The sequence below is a fragment of the Pelomonas margarita genome (assembly GCF_043555875.1).
GTDB lineage: Bacteria > Pseudomonadota > Gammaproteobacteria > Burkholderiales > Burkholderiaceae_C > Pelomonas > Pelomonas margarita.
Genome location: NZ_JBIGHW010000018.1, coordinates 1 through 18,517, shown reverse-complemented (window position 1 = coordinate 18,517; position 18,517 = coordinate 1). Strand labels below are relative to the sequence as shown.

General features: G+C 71.1%; 15 protein-coding genes and 1 pseudogene. 7 read left to right on the top strand and 9 right to left on the bottom strand.

Annotated features, from left to right (window positions below; translation table 11 throughout):
- The first annotated feature begins 21 nt into the window (after positions 1-21).
- Genes ACG0Z3_RS21350 through ACG0Z3_RS21335 form a run of 4 tightly spaced genes read left to right on the top strand, consistent with a single transcriptional unit; the run spans position 22 to position 6,370 of the window.
- Complete coding sequence (locus tag ACG0Z3_RS21350) at positions 22-690, top strand: TetR/AcrR family transcriptional regulator (protein ID WP_394401575.1); 669 nt, start codon at positions 22-24, stop codon at positions 688-690.
- Complete coding sequence (locus ACG0Z3_RS21345; protein ID WP_394401572.1) at positions 687-2,096, top strand: efflux transporter outer membrane subunit; 1,410 nt, start codon at positions 687-689, stop codon at positions 2,094-2,096. Before ACG0Z3_RS21350 ends, ACG0Z3_RS21345 begins: the two co-directional genes overlap by 4 nt.
- 59 nt (positions 2,097-2,155) lie before the next feature.
- Positions 2,156-3,283: an efflux RND transporter periplasmic adaptor subunit gene (locus ACG0Z3_RS21340; RefSeq protein WP_394401570.1), complete on the top strand. Its 1,128-nt coding sequence runs from the start codon at positions 2,156-2,158 to the stop codon at positions 3,281-3,283.
- 12 nt (positions 3,284-3,295) lie between these two features.
- Positions 3,296-6,370: an efflux RND transporter permease subunit gene (locus tag ACG0Z3_RS21335; RefSeq protein ID WP_394401567.1), complete on the top strand. Its 3,075-nt coding sequence runs from the start codon at positions 3,296-3,298 to the stop codon at positions 6,368-6,370.
- A gap of 180 nt (positions 6,371-6,550) precedes the next feature.
- Here ACG0Z3_RS21335 and ACG0Z3_RS21330 read toward each other — a convergent pair whose 3' ends face one another.
- The 7 genes from ACG0Z3_RS21330 to hutC all read right to left on the bottom strand — a co-directional run bounded on the left by ACG0Z3_RS21330 (position 6,551) and on the right by hutC (position 13,211).
- The gene (locus ACG0Z3_RS21330; protein ID WP_394401564.1) at positions 6,551-6,832 is read right to left on the bottom strand and encodes a 2TM domain-containing protein; all 282 of its coding nucleotides are present in this window, start codon (positions 6,830-6,832) and stop codon (positions 6,551-6,553) included.
- A gap of 134 nt (positions 6,833-6,966) precedes the next feature.
- Positions 6,967-8,520: a methyl-accepting chemotaxis protein gene (locus tag ACG0Z3_RS21325; RefSeq protein ID WP_394401562.1), complete on the bottom strand. Its 1,554-nt coding sequence runs from the start codon at positions 8,518-8,520 to the stop codon at positions 6,967-6,969.
- A 30-nt stretch (positions 8,521-8,550) separates the two neighbouring features.
- Positions 8,551-9,930 (bottom strand): formimidoylglutamate deiminase, encoded by a 1,380-nt coding sequence (gene hutF, locus ACG0Z3_RS21320; RefSeq protein WP_394401560.1) that lies wholly within the window; start codon positions 9,928-9,930, stop codon positions 8,551-8,553.
- The gene (hutG, locus tag ACG0Z3_RS21315) at positions 9,924-10,718 is read right to left on the bottom strand and encodes an N-formylglutamate deformylase (protein ID WP_394401558.1); all 795 of its coding nucleotides are present in this window, start codon (positions 10,716-10,718) and stop codon (positions 9,924-9,926) included. The genes hutF and hutG overlap by 7 nt, the downstream gene beginning before the upstream one ends.
- Positions 10,715-11,887, bottom strand: coding sequence for an imidazolonepropionase (hutI, locus tag ACG0Z3_RS21310; protein WP_394401555.1), 1,173 nt, complete (start codon positions 11,885-11,887; stop codon positions 10,715-10,717). Before hutI ends, hutG begins: the two co-directional genes overlap by 4 nt.
- Complete coding sequence (locus tag ACG0Z3_RS21305) at positions 11,884-12,435, bottom strand: HutD/Ves family protein (protein ID WP_394401552.1); 552 nt, start codon at positions 12,433-12,435, stop codon at positions 11,884-11,886. The genes hutI and ACG0Z3_RS21305 overlap by 4 nt, the downstream gene beginning before the upstream one ends.
- Positions 12,436-12,494: 59 nt before the next feature.
- Positions 12,495-13,211, bottom strand: coding sequence for a histidine utilization repressor (gene hutC, locus ACG0Z3_RS21300; RefSeq protein WP_394401549.1), 717 nt, complete (start codon positions 13,209-13,211; stop codon positions 12,495-12,497).
- A gap of 66 nt (positions 13,212-13,277) precedes the next feature.
- On the opposite strand from hutC, the gene hutU reads away from it, so the two are divergent.
- Genes hutU through ACG0Z3_RS21285 form a run of 3 tightly spaced genes read left to right on the top strand, consistent with a single transcriptional unit; the run spans position 13,278 to position 17,325 of the window.
- Positions 13,278-14,954, top strand: a complete 1,677-nt coding sequence (hutU, locus tag ACG0Z3_RS21295; protein WP_394401547.1) for a urocanate hydratase — start codon at positions 13,278-13,280, stop codon at positions 14,952-14,954.
- On the top strand, positions 14,951-16,534 hold the full coding sequence (gene hutH, locus ACG0Z3_RS21290) for a histidine ammonia-lyase (protein ID WP_394401545.1): 1,584 nt from the start codon (positions 14,951-14,953) through the stop codon (positions 16,532-16,534). The genes hutU and hutH overlap by 4 nt, the downstream gene beginning before the upstream one ends.
- Positions 16,535-16,587: 53 nt before the next feature.
- The gene (locus tag ACG0Z3_RS21285; protein ID WP_394401543.1) at positions 16,588-17,325 is read left to right on the top strand and encodes a hypothetical protein; all 738 of its coding nucleotides are present in this window, start codon (positions 16,588-16,590) and stop codon (positions 17,323-17,325) included.
- 223 nt (positions 17,326-17,548) lie between these two features.
- Here the strand turns inward: ACG0Z3_RS21285 and ACG0Z3_RS21280 are convergent, their stop codons facing one another.
- Entirely contained in the window at positions 17,549-18,172 is a 624-nt protein-coding gene (locus ACG0Z3_RS21280) for a hypothetical protein (RefSeq protein ID WP_394401540.1), read from the bottom strand.
- 151 nt (positions 18,173-18,323) lie between these two features.
- Positions 18,324-18,517, bottom strand: a pseudogene (locus ACG0Z3_RS21275) (IS701 family transposase); the annotation flags it as partial.

Below are 18,517 nucleotides of genomic sequence, written 5' to 3'. Positions count from 1 at the left end.
TGGCGCTACAGTGCGGCCGCCATGCCTGCCCGACCGCCGCCCGCCCCTGCCGCCGCGCCAACCGCTGCCGCTCCTGCGCCTGCCCTGCCCGCCCGTGAGCGCCTGCTGGTTGAAGCCATGCGGCTGTTCGGCGAGCGCGGCTTCGACGCGGTGACCACCCGCGAGATCTGCAGCGCGGCCGGCGTGAACCCGGGCGCCATCCACTACCACTTCGGTGACAAGGACGGCCTGTACGCCGAGGTGCTGCGCGGCCCGGTGCGCGACCTGCAGCTCAGCATGGCCGGCTTCGACGACCCGGCCATCAGCCTGCACGAGGCCATCTGCCGCTTCGTGCGGCCCTTCCTGTTCGACGACGGCAGCTGCAGCACCCAGCTCTTTCTGCGCGAGATGGTGGCGCCCAGCCGCATCTTCATGGAGATGGTCACCGGTGAGATCGGGCCCATCTTCGACCGCTTCGCGCAGCTGCTGGCCCGCCACGCCGGCATGGACGCGCCCAACGCCGCGCTACACCAGCTCGCCATGGGCCTGCAAGCCATGGCGCACGACTACGCGCTGAGCCGCCCCGTGCTCGACGCCTTCCACCCCGAGCTGCTCGCCGACGACCCGCACCTGGAACAGACCTGCCACCGCCTGGCCGACTGGGGCTGCGTGCTGGTCGACTACGAACGCCAACGCCACCTGAACCCATGACCACACGACTCCTGCTCGCTGCCCCGCTGCTGGCGCTGCTCGCGGCCTGCACCACGGCCCCGCCTGCCGCGCCGCCGGCGTCCACCGCCATCCCCGCCGCCTGGCGCTCGCCACTGCCCCATGGCGGCAGCACAGCCGCCTTGGGCACCTGGTGGCAGTCCTTCAGCGACCCGGCCCTGGCCCGCCTCATCGAGCGCGCGCAAGGCCAGAGCCCGACGCTCGCCCAGGCCGCCGCACGCCGCCGCCAGGCCGAGGCCGGTGCTGCACAGGCCCGCGCCGCGCTGCTGCCCGCGCTGACCGCCAACGCCCAGGCCCAGCGCGGCCGTGCGCTCAACGGTGTGCCTGGCAACAGCACGCAGGCCGGCGCCACGCTGAACGCCAGCTGGGAGATCGACCTTTTCGGCGGCCAGCGCGCCGCCGCCGAGGCCGGTGCCGCCGAGGCCTCGGCCGCCACGGCCGACTGGCATGCCGCCCGCGTCAGCCTGGCCGCCGACCTGGCCCAGGCCTATGTGCAGCTGCGTCTGGCCCAGGCCCGTGAGGAAAGCGCCGAGCTGGACACCCGCTTCGCCGAGCAGACCGCCGCCTGGGGCCGCCAGCAGCAGGCGGCCGGCCTCCTCAGCGCCAGCGACGCCGCGCTGCTGAACACCGAGCGCGCCGTGGCCACGGCCAACCGCAGCCAGTGGCGGGCCGAGGCGCAGATCGCGCTGCAGACGCTGGCCCTGCTGTGCGGCGAGCGCGCCGAGGTGCTGGCCGCCGAACTAGCACCGCCGGCCGTCGCGCCGGAAGGCATCGCACTGCGCCGCAGCCAGCCCCGCGCGCCCGCCTTTGACGTGGCCGGCCTGCCTGCCCAACTGCTGGCCCAGCGGCCCGATCTCGCCGCCGCGCACCAACGCTGGATCGCCAGCGTGCAGCAGCAGCGCAGCGTGGAGGCGCAGCGCTGGCCGCAACTCAGCCTGGCCGCGCTGGCCGGCGAGACGCGGCTGCGCGCCGGTGGCATCACCAGCAACGCATCGACCTGGGCCTTCGGACCGTCACTGAGCCTGCCGCTGTTCGATGCCGGCCTGCGCAAGGCCCGCGCCGAGGGCGCCGAGGCCGCGGCCGACGAAGCCGCCGCTGCGCTGCAGGCGCGCTGGCAGCAGGCCGTGGCCGAGGTAGAGCAGCAACTGCAACGCGTGGCCGCCAGCACCGAGCGCGAGCGCGAGATCGACGCCGTCAAGCGCGAATGGGAAGGCATTGCGCTGCGCACCGGCGCCCAGGCCCAGGCCGGCCTGCAAAGCGGCCTGCAGCGCAACACCACCTACCGCAACGCGCTGGCCGCGTACGACGCCGTGCTGGGCGTGCGCGCCGAGCAGGCGCTGGCCTGGATCAGCCTGTACCGCGCCCTGGGCGGCGGCTGGCCCCGATGACGCGCCGTCCCGCCGCACCGCACGCCCGTCGAACCACGACATCGCCATGGATCACTGACATGAAGACCCGCATCCCCACCCTCCTCACCGCCACCCTGACGCTCGCGCTGGCCGCGGCCTTCGTCATCGCGCTGTCCGGCCCGGCCGAGGCCCAGCAGGCCGCCGCCAGTGCGGCGCCCAAGCCGGCGCTGACCGTCAAGCGCGTGCTGGCCCAGTCGGCCACCTGGCCGCAGACGCTCGCCGGCACCGGCTCCATCGCGGCCTGGCAGGACGTCGTCATCGGCGCCGAGATCGGCGGCCAGCGCCTGGCCGCGCTCAATGTCGACGTGGGCGACCGTGTCAAGAAAGGCCAGCTGCTGGCCCGACTGAGCCCCGGCACGCTGGAAGCCGACCTCGCCGCCAGCAAGGCCGCGCTGCTGGAAGCCGAGGCCGCCGCCCGCGAGGCTGGCCAGACAGCAGCGCGCGTGAAGACGCTGCAGGGCAGCGACGCACTGTCGCCGCAGGCCATCGACCAGGCGCTGGCCGCCGACGCCGCCGCGCAGGCACGCGTGGCTGCGGCCAAGGCACGCGTGCAGGCCGACCAGCTGCGCCTGTCCTACACGCAGGTCACGGCGCCGGACGACGGCGTCATCACCGCCCGCATCGCCACGCCCGGCGCGCTGGTGCAGCCGGGCCAGGAGCTGTTCCGACTGCAGCGCCAGGGGCGGCTGGAATGGCGTGCCGAGGTGCCTGGGGCCGAACTGGCCCAGCTCAAGGTCGGCCAGAAGGTCCGCGTGCAGCCCAGCGGCGCGCCGCCGGTGGATGGCCGCGTGCGCCGTGTCGCGCCCCAGATCGACCCGCAGACCCGCAACGGCCTGGTCTACGTGGACGTCAGCGGCGGCGGTGAGGCGCTGCGCGCCGGGCTGTTCGCGCGCGGCGAGTTCGTGCTGGGCGACAGCGCCGCGCTGACGCTGCCGCAGAGCGCCGTGCTGCTGCGCGACGGCTTCAGCTACGTGTTCCGCATCGACGGCAACAAGGTGCGCCAGCAGAAGGTGCAGGTGGGCCGCCGCGAAGGCGCGCGCATCGAGATCCGCGCGGGCCTCGCGGCGGGTGCTGCCGTGGTGGAGTCGGGCGTGGGCTTCCTGGCTGATGGCGACACGGTGCTGGTCGCCACCGCGACGGGCGACGCCGCCCGCGCGCCCAAGTAAGGAGCGACCCCGATGTTCAACGTCTCCCGCTGGTCCATCGCCAACCCGGTGCCGGCCATCATGTTCTTCATCATGCTGACGGCCGCCGGCCTGTACGGCTTCAAGCAGATGAAGATCCAGCAGTTCCCTGACATCGAACTGCCCACCATCGTCATCTCCGCCTCGCTGCCGGGCACCGCGCCCGCGCAGATGGAAACCGAGGTGGCCCGCAAGATCGAGAACTCGGTCGCGTCGGCCCAGGGCGTCAAGCACATCTACACCAAGGTGCAGGACGGCAGCGCCAGCATCACGGTCGAGTACCGGCTGGAGAAGCCGCTGCAGGAGGCGCTGGACGACACGCGCGACGCGGTGGCCCGCATCCGCGCCGACCTGCCTGCCGACCTGCGGGACCCGGTCATCACCAAGATGAACCTGTCGGGCATGCCCATCCTGACCTACACGGTCTCGTCCAGCGCGATGGACGACGAGGCGCTGTCCTGGTTCGTCGACAACCAGGTCACCAAGCGCATGCTGGCCGTGCGCGGCGTGGGCTCGGTGGCCCGCGTGGGCGGCGTCACCCGTGAGCTGCGCGTGGAGCTGGACCCGTCGCGCATGCTGGCGCTGGGCGTGACCGCCGCCGAGGTGTCGCGCCAGCTGAGGAACGTGCAGCAAGAAGCCCCCGGCGGCCGCGCCCAGCTGGGCGGCGCGGAGCAGTCGCTGCGCACCATCGCCACCGTGCAGAGCGCCGAGGAACTGGCGGCGATGGACATCCCGCTGGCCGACGGCCGCCGCGTGCGGCTGGACCAGGTGGCTGCCGTCAGCGATACGCTGGCTGAGCGGCGTGCCGGTGCCTTCCTCAACGGCAAGCCGGTGGTGGGCTTCGAGGTCGTGCGCGCCAAGGGCGCCGGCGAGGTGGACGTGGCCGAGCGCGTGCGCGCGGCGCTGGAGGAGCTGAAGGCGGCGCATCCGGACATCACCGTCACCGAGGCCTTCAACTTCGTCGACCCCGTCATCGAGAACTACGACGGCAGCATGAAGCTGCTGCTGGAAGGCGCCTTCCTGGCCGTCGTGGTGGTGTGGTTCTTCCTGCGCGACTGGCGGGCCACGCTGGTCAGCGCGGTGGCGCTGCCGCTGTCGGCGCTGCCGGCGTTCTACGTGATGTACCTGATGGGCTTCACGCTCAACGTCGTGACGCTGCTGTCGCTGTCGCTGGTCATCGGCGTGCTGGTGGACGACGCCATCGTCGAGATCGAGAACATCATGCGTCACCTGACGCAGGGCAAGACACCGCTGGAAGCTGCCCGCGAGGCGGCCGACGAGATCGGCCTGGCCGTCATCGCCACCACGTTCACGCTGATCGCGGTGTTCCTGCCCACGGCCTTCATGAGCGGCGTGGTGGGCAAGTTCTTCGTGCAGTTCGGCTGGACGGCGGCCATCGCGGTGTTCTTCTCGCTGGTCGTGGCCCGCATGCTGACGCCCATGATGGCGGCCTACATCCTCAAGCCCCCGAAGCACGCGCACAAGGAGCCGTTCTGGATGCCCGCCTACCTGCGCGCGGCTCGCTGGTCGTTCACGCACAAGGGCAAGACCATGGCGCTGACGGCCGCCTTCAGCGTGGCCGCCTGCGCACCGCTGTTCATGGACAAGATCTCCAGCGCCTTCATCCCGCCGGACGACCTCAGCCAGACGCAGATCAGCATCGAGCTGCCGCCCGGCAGCACCTACGAGCAAACGCGCGCCATTGCCGAGCAGGCCCGCGCCGTGGCGGCCACGCATGGCCACGTCAAGCTGATCTACACGGCCGTCGGCGGCGGCAGCGCGGGCGGCGACCCGTTCGCGATGAGCGGCGCGGCCGAGTCCCGCAAGGCCACGCTGACGCTCAACCTCACGCCGCGCCAGCAGCGCAGCGGCACCAGCAAGCAGCAGATCGAGCGCGAACTTCGCGCCGAGCTGGAGCGCATCGCCGGTGCGCGCATCAAGGTGAGCTTTGGCGGCTCCAACGAGAAGTACCAGTTGGTGCTCGCCGGCGAGGACGGCGAGACGCTGGCCCAGCACGCCGCCAAGGTGGAGAGCGAGCTGCGCGGCCTGCCCGGCATCGGCCAGGTGACCAGCAGCTCCAGCCTGCAGCGGCCCGAGCTCATCGTGCGCCCCGACGCCGCCCGCGCCGCGGACCTGGGTGTGAGCACGGCGGCGATTGCCGACACGCTGCGCATCGCCACGGCCGGTGACTACGACCAGTTGCTGCCCAAGCTCAACCTCAGCCAGCGCCAGGTGCCCATCGTCGTGCGCCTGCCGGACGCCGCCCGCGCCGACCTCGCGCTGCTGGGCGAGCTGACCGTGCCGGGTGCACGCGGCCCGGTGCCGCTGCGCCAGGTGGCCGAGCTACAGCTGGCCAGCGGCCCGGCGCAGATCGACCGCTATGACCGGCTTCGCAACGTCAACTTCGAGCTGGAGCTCAACGGCCAGTCGCTGTCCGACGTGCAGGCCGCGGCCGACAAGCTGCCCAGCCTGAACAACCTGCCGCCGGGCGTCACCAAGGCCGAGATCGGCGACGCCGAGGCCTTCGCGGAGCTGGGCCAGGGCTTCCTGCTGGCCATGGGCACGGGCGTGGCGTGCATCTACATCGTGCTGGTGCTGCTGTTCCACGCGTGGGTGCAGCCGGTCACCATCCTGGGGGCGCTGGTGCTGTCCGTCCCGGGCGCCATCCTGGCGCTGTTCGCGACGGGCACTGACCTGTCCATGCCTGCCATGATCGGCATGATCATGCTGATGGGCATCGCGACGAAGAACTCCATCCTGCTGGTGGAGTACGCCATCGTCGCGCAGCGCGAGCAGGGCCTGAGCCGCCTGGACGCGCTGCTGGACGCCTGCCACAAGCGTGCCCGGCCCATCGTCATGACGACGCTGGCCATGGGCGCGGGCATGATGCCCATCGCCCTGGGCTTCGGCACCGACCCGAGCTTCCGGGCCCCGATGGCCATCGTCGTCATCGGCGGGCTGATCACCAGCACGTTCCTGAGCCTGCTGGTGATCCCGGTGCTGTACGAGATCGTGGACGACGTGATCCAGAAGTTCAGCCGCAAGCGCGGCACAGCGGCCGCGGCCTGAGAGGGTGAGAGCCTTTCACCCATGCCCGCCTTGCACGCCAAAACGCCCTCGCCCTTCGTTGCAAATGCTCGCCATAGCCCGAGCTATGGCTGCGCTTTGCGCCTAGTTCGCGGGCGCTTTGACGCGCCTTTCGAGCACGGCCGAAAAACTCTCACCCTCTGAGGCCGCGCCCGGCCTCGCTCAGCGGCGCTGCAGCGAGGCCATCTCGGCGCTCACCAGGCGCTCGCGCAGGTTCCAGCCCATCAGGGCGGCCGCCGTGCCCACGCCGTGGGCCACCAGGCCGATGGCCCAGCCCCACACCGGGAAGAAGGGCTGGAAGCTGCCTCCGGCCAGGTAGCGGGCCAGCGAGATGCCCAGGTTGACCGCCAGGAACACGCCCAGATGGATCAGGAAGCCCAGCTTGATGTCCACGCGGCGCTGGGCCAGGGCTTGCAGGTCGGTGCTGTTGAGGTCGGTGTTCATGGGGTGGCTCCTTGCGGTTCGGGTTGCGATGCACGCATGGTGCGCCGCCCTCAGGCCCGGCCCCAGCGCGCCGCGACGGATCGCCAGGCCGCGCGCTGAATCGACAGCCGCCCCACCTGGGCGGCGGCCGCCTCTCATCCCAGCCTGAACACCGCCACCGACCGCGCCAGCTCGTCGGCCTGCTGACGCAGGCTGGCGGCCGCGGCGGCGGACTCCTCCACCAGCGCGGCGTTTTGCTGCGTCATCTGGTCCAGGCCCGCGATGGCCTGGCCGATCTGGCCGATGCCGGTGCTCTGCTCGCCGGTCGCATGGCTGATCTCCGACACGATGCTGCTGACGCGGGCGATCGCCTCGATGATCTCTTGCATGGTGCGGCCCGCCTGCGTGACGAGCTCGGCCCCGTTGTCCACGTTCTCGCCGCTGTGGGTGATCAGCGTCTTGATCTCCTTGGCAGCTTCGGCCGAGCGCTGGGCCAGCGTGCGCACCTCGCCAGCCACCACCGCGAAGCCCCGGCCCTGCTCGCCGGCCCGCGCGGCCTCGACGGCCGCGTTCAGCGCGAGGATGTTGGTTTGGAAGGCGATGCCGTCGATGACGGAGATGATGTCAGCGATCTTGTCGGACGAAGCGCTGATGCGCCCCATGGTCTTCACCACCTGGTCCACCACGGCGCCGCCGCGCCGGGCCACGTCGGCCGCATCGCTGGCCAGCTGCTGGGCCTGGCGCGCGGACTCGGCGTTGTGCGTGACGCTCACCGTCAGCTCCTCCATGGCCGAGGCCGTCTCCTGAAGGTTGGACGCGGCCTGCTCGGTGCGGTTGCTCAAGTCCTGGCTGCCGGTCGCGACCTCGCGTGACGCGGTGGCGATGCTGTCGGTGCTGGAGCGCACGCCACTGACCACCTGGACCAGCGAGGCCTGCATGCCCTGCACGCCGCGCATCAACGCGGCGGTCTCGTCGCGGCCGTCCGCGCGCACGGGCTGGCTGAGATCGTGCGCCGCGATGCGCTCGGCCGCCTGCACGGCCGCCGCCAGCGGCGCCAGGATGGAGCGGATGTTGACCACCGTGTAGGCCAGCAGCAGCAGCACGGCAGCCACGACCACCAGCAGCAAGTTGCGCCGGATACTGGACTGGTGCGCATCGACCTGCTCCACCTGCGTGGCCGAATGCTTGTCGATGCGGTCGGTCATCTCGCCCAGCGCCTTGTCCATCGCCCGCACCGGCGCCTTGACCGGCTCCATGGCCTGGTTGGCGGCGGCCGTGTCGGCGAACTCGCCCCGGCCCAGCCGGTCCAGCACGCCGGAGAAACCGCCCCGGTAGTCCTGCAGCGCCTTTTGCAGCTCCTCGGGCATGCGCTTGACGTCCGCCGGCATGTCCAGCTTGGCGATGCGCCCGAGGCTGTCCGAGACCTTGTCGAAGGTGGTCGTCCAGTCCTTGCGGTAGCGCTCAACGGCCTTGGCATCGGCCAGGTTGATGAGCAGGTCTTTCTCGTAGCGCCGCAGGTTGCCCACCCCGGCGCGGATGCCCGCCAGCAGCGTCAGCGCCTGCACGTCGTTGTCGACGTAGTGGACGAAGTCGGCCTTGGACTGGGACAGACTGCGCAGCCCCTGCATGCCGACGATCAGCATGCCCAGCACCGCCAGAGCCGCCAGCGCGAGCAGCCGCGCCTTGATCGTGAAATCACTCAGCTTCATCGCCACTCCCTCGTAGGTTGTGGCGGGAGACTAGCGGCTGGCGATCCCTTCGCCAAGCCACAAATCACGCATGGCTTGCTGGAAGGCGTCGCCCACGCGTTGCGGCTCGCGCCAGGGCCGCGCCCGGCCCGCCACCCACACCGACTGCCACGGCGTGCCGTTGCTGCCGAACACGACGGCGTCCAGCAGCGCGTCGTCCGGCAGCCCGCGCAGGCCATCGGCATCGCGGTTCAGCACCAGCGCATCGGCTCGGGCGCCGGGCGTCAGGCCCCAGGCCGCGAAACCAGCCGCGCGGGCGCCGCCATGCACGGCCGCCTCGAACAGCCGGGCCGCGCTGGACGGCTGCACGCCGGGCAGCGCGGCGATGTTGCGCTGCCGGTGCAGCAATCGCTGACCGTACTCCAGCCAGCGCAGCTCCTCCACCCAGCCGCGCGTGACCTGGCTGTCCGAACCCACCGTCAGCGGCACCCCGGCCTGCAGCCAACGCGGCAGATCAGCGAAACCGTCGCCCAGGTTGGCTTCGGTGCCGGCGCAGATGACGATGCCGGCGCCGCTGGCCGCCACGGCCTCGATCTCGGCCGGTTCGGCATGCGTGGCATGCACCAGCTGCCAGCGCGTGTCCAGGTGGCCGCCCTCGGCCAGCCATTGCAGCGGCCGCTGGCCGGTGGCGGCCAGGCAGTCGGCCACCTCGGCCGTCTGCTCGGCGACGTGGATGTGCAGCGGCAGGTCGTGGCCGCCGATGACGTCGCGCAGCCGCTTGATGTCGGCCGGCGACGCGCCGCGCAGCGAGTGCAGCGCGACACCCGCGTTGACCCGCGGCAGCCCGGCCGCGTTGATGCGCTGACAGGCCCGCCAGGCCCAGTCGGCGTCGGCCGCGAAGCGATGCTGGTCGGGGCGCAACCCGGCAGCGGCGAAGCCGCTGCGGGTGTAGACCACCGGCAGCAGCGTCAGGCCGATACCGGTGTCTTCGGCCGCGCTGGCCAGCGCCCAGGCCATGTCCAGCTCGTCCTCGAACGCCTGGCCGGCGGCCGGGTGGTGCAGGTAATGGAACTCGCAGACCTGGGTGTAGCCGCCGCGCAGCAGCTCGGCATAGAGCTGGCTGGCCACGGCGCGCAGTTGCTGCGGCGAGATGCGCAGCGCCAGCGCGTACATGCGGTCGCGCCAGCTCCAGAAGTCGTCCTGCCCGGCCTCGCGGCGCTCGGCCATGCCGACGAAGGCGCGCTGGAAGGCGTGGCTGTGCGCGTTGACCAGGCTGGGGATGACCGGCCCGGCCAGCAGCTCCGCGCCGGGCGGTGCCGGGTGGTTGACCGTGATCTCGGCCCAGTGGCCGCTGCCGTCCACGGTCAGCAGCACATCGCGCTGCCAGCCGCCGTTGACCCAGGCCAGGGGGGCGTGGAGTTGCTTCAGCATGCCAGCATCTCCTTCAGCAGCTGTTCGAGCAGCGGCGCCACGCGGGCGGCGGCGGCCTCGTCATAGGCCTCGCGCGGATCGCGCGCCTCGTCCATGTAGCAGCGCTGGCACATCTCCAGCTGCACCGCATGCACGCCCCGGCCGGGCTGACCGTAGTGGCGCGTGATGTAGCCGCCCTTGAAGCGGCCATTGACCACCTGGCTGTAGGCCGCCTGCGCGGCCAGCACCGCGCCCAGTCGGCGCGTGATGGCGGGGTCGCAGGACGCACCATCGGCCGTGCCCAGATTCAGCGCCGGCAGTTGTCCCTCGAACAGCCAGGGCAGCTCGGAGCGGATGCTGTGGCCGTCGAACAGCAGCGCCCGGCCGTGCGCGGCGCGCAGCCGCGCCAGCTCGGCGGCCAGCGCGTCGTGGTAGGGCTGCCAGTAGGCCGTGCGGCGCTCGGCCACAGCCGCAGCATCGGGCTCGGCACCGTCGCGGTACAGCGGCTCGCTGCTGAAGAAGCGCGTGGGCACCAGGCCCGTGCCGCCCGACGCGCCCGGGTACAACGGCTGGTCGTCCGGCGGGCGGTTCAGGTCGACGACGTAGCGGCTGTAGCGCGCCACGATGAGACTGGCGCCCAATGCCTCGGCCAGCGGCCTGTACAGGCGCGCCAGGTGCCAGTCGGTGTCCTCGCTGGCCAGCGCACGGGGCACCAGGCTGTCGGCCAGCGCCCGCGGGATGTCGGTGCCCACGTGGGGCAGGCTGATCAGCAGCGGCACGCGACCGCGCTGCAGTTCATAGACGCTCATGCTCCTCCCTGGCACACCCGTTCTATCAGCGGGTTATGCCCAAAACATGCTGCCAGCTCCCGCGGATGAGCGCCATCCCAGAGACAGAAGTCGGCGCGCTGGCCGGCGACGAGCTGGCCGCGGTCGCGCAGCCCGAGGGCACGCGCCCCATTGACGGTGAGCCCGCGCCAGGCCTCCTCGGGCGTCAGGCGGAACAGCACGCAGGCCATGTTCAGCATCAGCAGCGGCGACAGCGTGGGCGAGCTGCCCGGGTTGTGGTCGGTCGCGATCGCCATCGGCACGCCGGCATCTCGCAGCGCCTGCACGGGTGGCAGCCGGGTCTCGCGCAGCGCGTAGAAGGCACCGGGCAGCAGCACGGCCACGGTGCCGGCCTGGGCCATGGCCTGGATGCCGGCCGGGCTCAGGAACTCCAGGTGGTCGCAGCTCAGCGCACCGTGGCGGGCGGCGAGTGCGGCCCCGCCCTGGTCGCTCAACTGCTCGGCATGAAGCTTGACGGGCAGGCCCAGGCGGCCGGCCACCTCGAACACCCGCGCCACTTGGGCCGGGCTGAAGGCGATGTTCTCGCAGAAGGCGTCCACCGCATCGACCAGGCCCTCGGCATGCAACGCCGGCAGCCAGGCGCAGGCGGCGTCGATGTAGGCATCGGCGTCGCTGAATTCGGGTGGCAGCGCATGGGCGCCCAGGTAGGTGGTGCGCACGTCCACGCCACGCAGCTGGCGGGCCACGCGCAGCATGCGCGCCTCGGTGCTGGCGTCCAGCCCGTAGCCGGACTTGACCTCCAGCGTTGTCACGCCCTCGCGCATCAGCGCCTGGGCGCGGCGCGTGGCCGAGGCCAGCAGCTCGGCCTCACTGGCGGCACGCGTGGCCGCCACCGTCGAGCGGATGCCCCCGCCAGCCCGGGCGATGTCGGCATAGCTGGCGCCGTGCAGGCGCTGCTCGAACTCCTGCGCGCGGTTGCCGCCATAGACGAGGTGGGTGTGGCAGTCCACCAGCCCCGGCGTGACCAGCGCGCCATGCAGCTCCACCACCTCGTCGGCCGGCGGCGCCTCGGCGCTCGGCCCCACCCAGCGCAGCACGCCGCCATCCACCAGCATCGCGCCATCGTCGATCAGGCCCCAGCCGCGGTCCCCGGCCAGCGTGGCCAGGCGCCCACCCCGCCACAGCTTCATGTGTCGGCGCTCCAGGTCAGCCACCAGGCATGGCTGGCGGTGGCGTCAGGTCCCATGAAGACGCAGCTCTGCGCGGCAGGCGCCTCGCACCAGGCCAGCGTCAGCGGCGCCAGCGGCATGGCGCGGTGGCCATGCTCCAGCAGCCCGCCTTCCACGGTGAACAGGCCCACCCACGGCGTGCGCGGCAGCAACACCCGGCTGGCCGGCATGACCTCCAGGTTGCCGTGACGCTCCATGGCGTTGAACACGTCCGTCGCGCCGCGGATGAGCTGGGCGTCCGGCGCCAGCCCGCCGTCGAAGCCCAGCGGCTCGTCGCCCATGCTCTGCGGCCAGTCGAACAGGCGCAGCCCGGCGCCGCCGATGACCGCCAGTTGGCGGTGCACGCCGGGAAAGGCCGAGAACGGCCCATCGCGGTCCACGCGCGCCACGCTGACGCGCAGCACCCAGTCGTGCGCATGCGGCCAGGCCAGCAGCTCACGCGTGGTGCCGCCGCCGTTCTTCCAGGCCTGCGGCTGGACGTCTGCCGCGCTGACCTTGCTCCAACTCATGTTCTCGTTCCCGCTTCAGTGGCTCGCCGCGGATTGTCGGCAGCACTGGCCGGCAAACCTCATGCCGAGAAGCTCCCTTGCAATTGGTAACGTGCACCAGGGTGGGTCAGCTTGACCGCCGTGACGGCCACGCCACGGCTGTAGGTGATGCGCTTGACCACCAGGCAGGGGTCGCGCCGGCCGATGCCCAGCAGTTTGGCCTCCACCTCGCCGGGCAGGGCCGCCTCGATCATGTAGCGCGCTTCCGACAGTGGCGCCACGTCCAGCAGGTAATGCGTGGGCGTGATGCGAGTGAAGTCCTGCGCCAGGTAGTCCGGCGCACAGGCCGGGTTGACGGCCCGCTCCTCGCACTGGATGGCCTGGCCGTTCTCCAGGTGCACGATGAGGCTGAGGAACACCGGCGCCCCTCGTTTCAGACCCAGCTCGGCCGCCTGCTGCGGCGTGGCCTTGCCCTTGAGCAGCGCATGCACGCGCGCCTCGTGCTGGCCGCCGCGCTCGACGATCTCTTCGTGCACGTCGCGCACGTTCAGCGTGGAGGAGATGCGGTGCAGCTGCGCCACGAAGCTGCCCACGCCCTGCACCCGCTCGATCAGCCCCTCCTGCACCAGCTCGCGCAGCGCGCGGTTCACCGTCATGCGGCTGACCTCGAACTGCGCCACCAGCGCCCCCTCGCTGGGCAGCAGGTCGCCCGCCACCCAGTGGCCGCTGGCGATGCCTTCGCGCAGGTGGTTCTTGACTTTGAGGTACTGGGGCTCGGGGCTGGCGATTCTGGGCATGTCCGGATGCTAGTTGACTTGACTTGTATAGACAACTAGAGTCCAACGCGCCCCACAGGAGTACCCATGACCGCCCTGCCCCGCCCCGTCAAAGCGCCCACCGGCACCCAGCTGCACTGCAAGAGCTGGCTGACCGAGGCCGCCTACCGCATGCTGCAGAACAACCTCGACCCCGCAGTGGCAGAGAACCCGGATGCGCTCGTGGTGTACGGCGGCATCGGCAAGGCCGCGCGCAACTGGGAGGCCTTCGACCGCATCCTGGGCACGCTGCGCACGCTGGGCGACGACGAGACGCTGCTGGTGCAGAGCGGCAAGCCGGTGGGTGTGTTCAAGACACATGCCGATGCGCCGCGCGTGCTGCTGGCCAACTCCAACCTCGTGCCGCACTGGGCCACGTGGGAGCACTTCAACGAGCTCGACCGCGCCGGGCTGATGATGTACGGCCAGATGACGGCCGGCAGCTGGATCTACATCGGCACCCAGGGCATCGTGCAGGGCACCTACGAGACCTTTGCCGAAGCCGCCCGCCAGCACTACGGCGGCGATGCCCGCGGCAAGTGGGTGCTGACGGCGGGCCTGGGCGGCATGGGCGGCGCGCAGCCGCTGGCGGCCACGTTCGCGGGTTTCAGCTCGCTGAACATCGAGTGCCAGCAAAGCCGCATCGATTTCCGCCTCAAGACCCGCTACGTGGATGAGCAGGCCACCGACCTGGACGACGCCATCGAGCGCCTGCGCCGCTACGGCGCTGAGGGCAAGGCCATCTCCATCGCACTGCTGGGCAATGCGGCCGAGCTGCTGCCCGAGCTGGTGCGGCGCGTGAAAGCGGGCACCGCGCCCGCCCCGCACATCGTCACCGACCAGACCTCCGCTCACGACCTGCTCAACGGCTACCTGCCAGCCGGCTGGACGGTGGCTCAATGGCGGGCCGCTGCGGCCGACCCGGCCCAGCACGCCGCGCTGAAGTCCGCCGCTGCGCAGGGCTGCGCCGTGCATGTGCAGGCCATGCTGGACTTCCAGGCCCTGGGCGTGCCCACGGTGGACTACGGCAACAACATCCGCCAGGTCGCCAAGGACCAGGGCGTGGCGAATGCCTTCGACTTCCCCGGCTTCGTGCCGGCCTATGTGCGCCCGCAGTTCTGCGAGGGCCGCGGGCCGTTCCGCTGGGTGGCGCTCTCCGGCGACCCGGAAGACATCCGCAAGACCGACGCCAAGATCAAGGAACTCTTCCCCGACGAGACGCGCGTGCACCGCTGGCTGGACATGGCCGCCGAGCGCATCGCCTTCCAGGGCCTGCCGGCGCGCATCTGCTGGCTGGGCCTGGGCCAGCGCCACCTGGCCGGCCTGGCGTTCAACGAGATGGTGAGGACCGGCGAGCTCAAGGCCCCCATCGTCATCGGCCGCGACCACCTGGACTGCGGCTCGGTGGCCAGCCCCAACCGCGAGACCGAGGCCATGCAGGACGGCAGCGATGCCGTCTCCGACTGGCCGCTGCTGAACGCACTGCTCAACACCGCCGGCGGCGCCACCTGGGTGAGCCTGCACCATGGCGGCGGCGTCGGCATGGGCTTCTCGCAGCACAGTGGCGTCGTCATCGTCGCCGACGGCACCGAGGCAGCTGCCCAGCGGCTGTCGCGCGTGCTGTTCAACGACCCGGCCACCGGCGTCATGCGCCATGCCGATGCAGGCTACGACACAGCCATCGCCTGCGCCCGCCAGAACGAACTCAAGCTGCCTTCACTATGAACCTCCACCCCGGACACCTGACCCTGGCCCAGCTGGCCGACATCGCGGCTGGCGGCATCACGCTTGAACTGCACGACTGGGCGGCCGTCGACGCCAGCGCCGCGCTGGTGGCCGCCGCCGCCGCGGGTGACGCGCCGGTCTACGGCGTCAACACCGGCTTCGGCAAGCTGGCCAGCACCCGCATCGCCAAGGACCAGCTCGCCGCGCTGCAGCTGAACCTGATCCGCAGTCACGCCGTCGGCGTGGGCGCGCCGATGAGCCCGCCCGTCGTGCGCCTGATGCTGGCCACCAAGGCCGGCAGCCTGGCGCGCGGCTTCTCGGGCGTGCGCCGTGTCGTCGTGCAGTCGCTGCTCGACGCCTTCAACGCCGGCTTCATTCCCTACGTGCCCGCGCAAGGCTCGGTGGGCGCCAGCGGTGACCTGGCCCCGCTGGCCCACTTGACGCTGGCGCTGATGGGTGAAGGCGAGGCGCTGGTGGACGGCCAGCGCGTACCGGCCGGCGCCGAGCTCGCGCGCCTGGGCCTGGCACCGCTGACGCTGGCTGCCAAGGAAGGCCTGGCCCTCATCAACGGCACACAGGCCAGCACCGCGCTGGCGCTTCACGCGCTGATCCGCTTCGAGGGCCTGTTCGCCACCGCGCTGGCCAGCGGCTCGATGACGCTGGACGCGGCCCGTGGCAGCGACGGCCCCTTCGACGCCCGGATCCACGCGGTACGCGGCCAGCCCGGCCAGATCGAGGTGGCCGGCATCTACCGCGCGCTGGCCGCCGGCAGCGCCATCCGCGCCAGCCACCGGGAGGGCGACGAGCGCGTGCAGGATCCCTACTGCCTGCGCTGCCAGCCGCAGGTGATGGGCGCAGCGCTGGACCAGGCCCGCCACGCCACCCTGGTGCTGGTGCGCGAGGCCAACGCCGTGACCGACAACCCGCTGGTGTTTGACGACTGCATGACCGACGCCAGCGCCGGGCCGCCCCAAGCAGGCGGCGAGCCCCCTCGGGGGGCAGCCCCGCAGGGGCGTGGGGGTCTCATTTCGGGCGGCAACTTCCACGCCGAGCCCGTCGCCTTCGCGGCGGACAACCTCGCGCTGGCGATCGCCGAGGTGGGGGCCATCGCAGAGCGCCGCATCGCGATGCTCATCGACCCGGGCATCTCGCGCCTGCCGCCCTTCCTGACGGCCGATGCCGGCCTGCACAGTGGATTCATGATCGCTCACGTGACGGCGGCGGCGCTGGCCAGCGAGAACAAAAGCCTGGCCCACCCGGCCAGCGTGGACAGCCTGCCCACCAGCGCCAACCAGGAAGACCATGTCTCCATGGCCACCTTCGGCGCGCGCCGGCTGCACGCGATGCTGGACAACACGGCCCACATCGTCGCCATCGAGCTGCTGGCCGCCGCACAGGGCATCGACTTCCTGCGCCCGCTGACCAGCTCGCCCGCCGTGGAAGCACTGCATGCGCGCCTGCGCCAGCACTGCGCCAGCATGCCGGCCGACCACTACCTGGCGCCCGACATCGAGCGGGCGGCCGCGCTGGTGCAGGCCGACGCGCTGGCCGCCCCCGGCGCGCCTCGCTTCGCGGGCTGAGTCGCCCCGCGCCGGCGAGGCGCAGAATCGGGGCAGCCCTGGCTTCCACCCCGATGCTGCGCCGCTCCCTTGTCGCCACCCTCGCCGTGCTGACCGGTGAGGCCGCTGCTGCGCCGGCTACCGAGCCGGTCATGGTGGTGCACCACATCCCCCTGCCCGGCAGCGGGCCGGACGGCGCGCCCGCACTGCCCATGGCCGGCCGTGTCGCCACCTGGGCCCACCGCGCCGGACTGGCACTGCGCTGGGAGGCCGTGCCGCTCAAGCGCAGCCTGCAGGCGCTGCAGCGCAACACCGAACCGTTGTGCGTGCTGGGCGTGTTCGACACGCCGGAGCGCCGGCGCTTCGCGCGCTTCTCACGGCCCATCCACCAGGAGGAGCAGCAGGTCTTCCTGGTCGCGCGCCACGCGGCGCCCACCTTGCGAGCCCTGCTCAGCGCACGCGCGGCCGTGCTGTCCCCGCAGCTGAAGCTGCTGGTGTACGACGGCGTGGCCTACGGCGCGACGCTGAATGGCTGGATCGCCCAGCGCAACCCTGCGCCACTGCGGGCCAGTGCCAGCAGCGCCCACCCGCCGACCATGCTGGCCCGCGGCCATGCGGACTTCACCATCTCGGTGGCCGGCGAGCTGCGCGAATGGCAGCGCCGCGGCGAGCCCCATGCCCAGGCGCTGGAAGCCGTGCTGCTGCCCGGCATGCCGGCGCCGCCCCAGCGCCACCTGGCCTGCAGCATGAAGGTGGCGCCGGAGTGGCTGCGCCGCTTCGATGCGGCGGTCAGCACCAATCCCCTGCCCTGACGACCGACGCTCAGTAGCGCCCGGCAGCCCCAGCCACGCGCAGGAACACGTAGGCGAACCACGCCACCACGGCCCGGCGCAGCATGGCACGCAGGGCTGCGAGGCCAAGTCGATCGGTGTCGTCACCAGGCAGCGATGCTGCCCGAAAAGATTCATCTTCTCGACGCCGAGCTTTCCGCCTTGGATGCAGTCACCCCCGAGTCGCTGCCGACAGCGCCGAGCGTTAGGGCTTCGCTGCCTTCTTGGCGGCCGCCTTCTTTGCAGGCGCCTTGAATTTTGAGCGGTCGGACTCGTAGTACAAGGTTCCGTCCTTGTCGACCACCGGACATTCCACGCCCCACGCCTTTGCAAGACCTTGCGCCAGGCCGACGCACTTGTGGGTCATCAAGACGGCCACATAGCGCTCCTTGTCCAAGGTCGGCGCCTTCAGCTTCTTGCGACAGCCCTCGGCGACTTTGATAACTCGCTCTGGCTCCGCTGCATAGAGCGCGTCGATGTACCCGCTGAGGCAGTAGCGGGTGAGCTGCGTGTCTGCAAACGCAGTTGCGGGGAAGTCCTTGACGTTCTTGGTCACCAGAGCCACCGGTTGACCTGGCCAGTCATCGAGCGACAGCTTGTACGCGGCAGCAGCTACGTGCTGGTCCTTCGGGTCAACGGTTTCAAACTTCGGGACGTGCTTGGCGTATCCGGTCACCTCCCAGCCGTCAACAGCGTCACGCATACCGCGAAGGCAGGCCTGAATGCCCTCAGCGTCAGCGTCTTGTTTGGCGACAACGTTGCGCGCCCACTCTGCTTCGATTTCCTTCGTCCAATGGATGTTGATGAGCTCTTCCGCATGCAGATGCATGACGAGGTCTCTCATCCGAGGTGCGAAGAACACATTCGCATCAATCAAAACAACGCGAGGCGGCTCAGCAGCCCTGCCACCAGTCTTACTGTGTCATAAAAATGGCGACGTTCGGCCGCAACACGTGCATGAGCCCAATCGAAGGTTCAACTCATAGCTCAGCAGGTGCCGCAAGGACGTGATTGACGTCGGCACGTGGCGCTGAGCGCGCTGGGCTACCCCTCGGGACGTAATCTTCGGGAACTTCAGGCAACGCGCGGATGGCGAAGTTTTTTTTGCCGCCGATGGGCTTCTCGGCAGTCATTCGCTCAGCCATCAGAAACCCGTATGCCGCGATGCACAGGG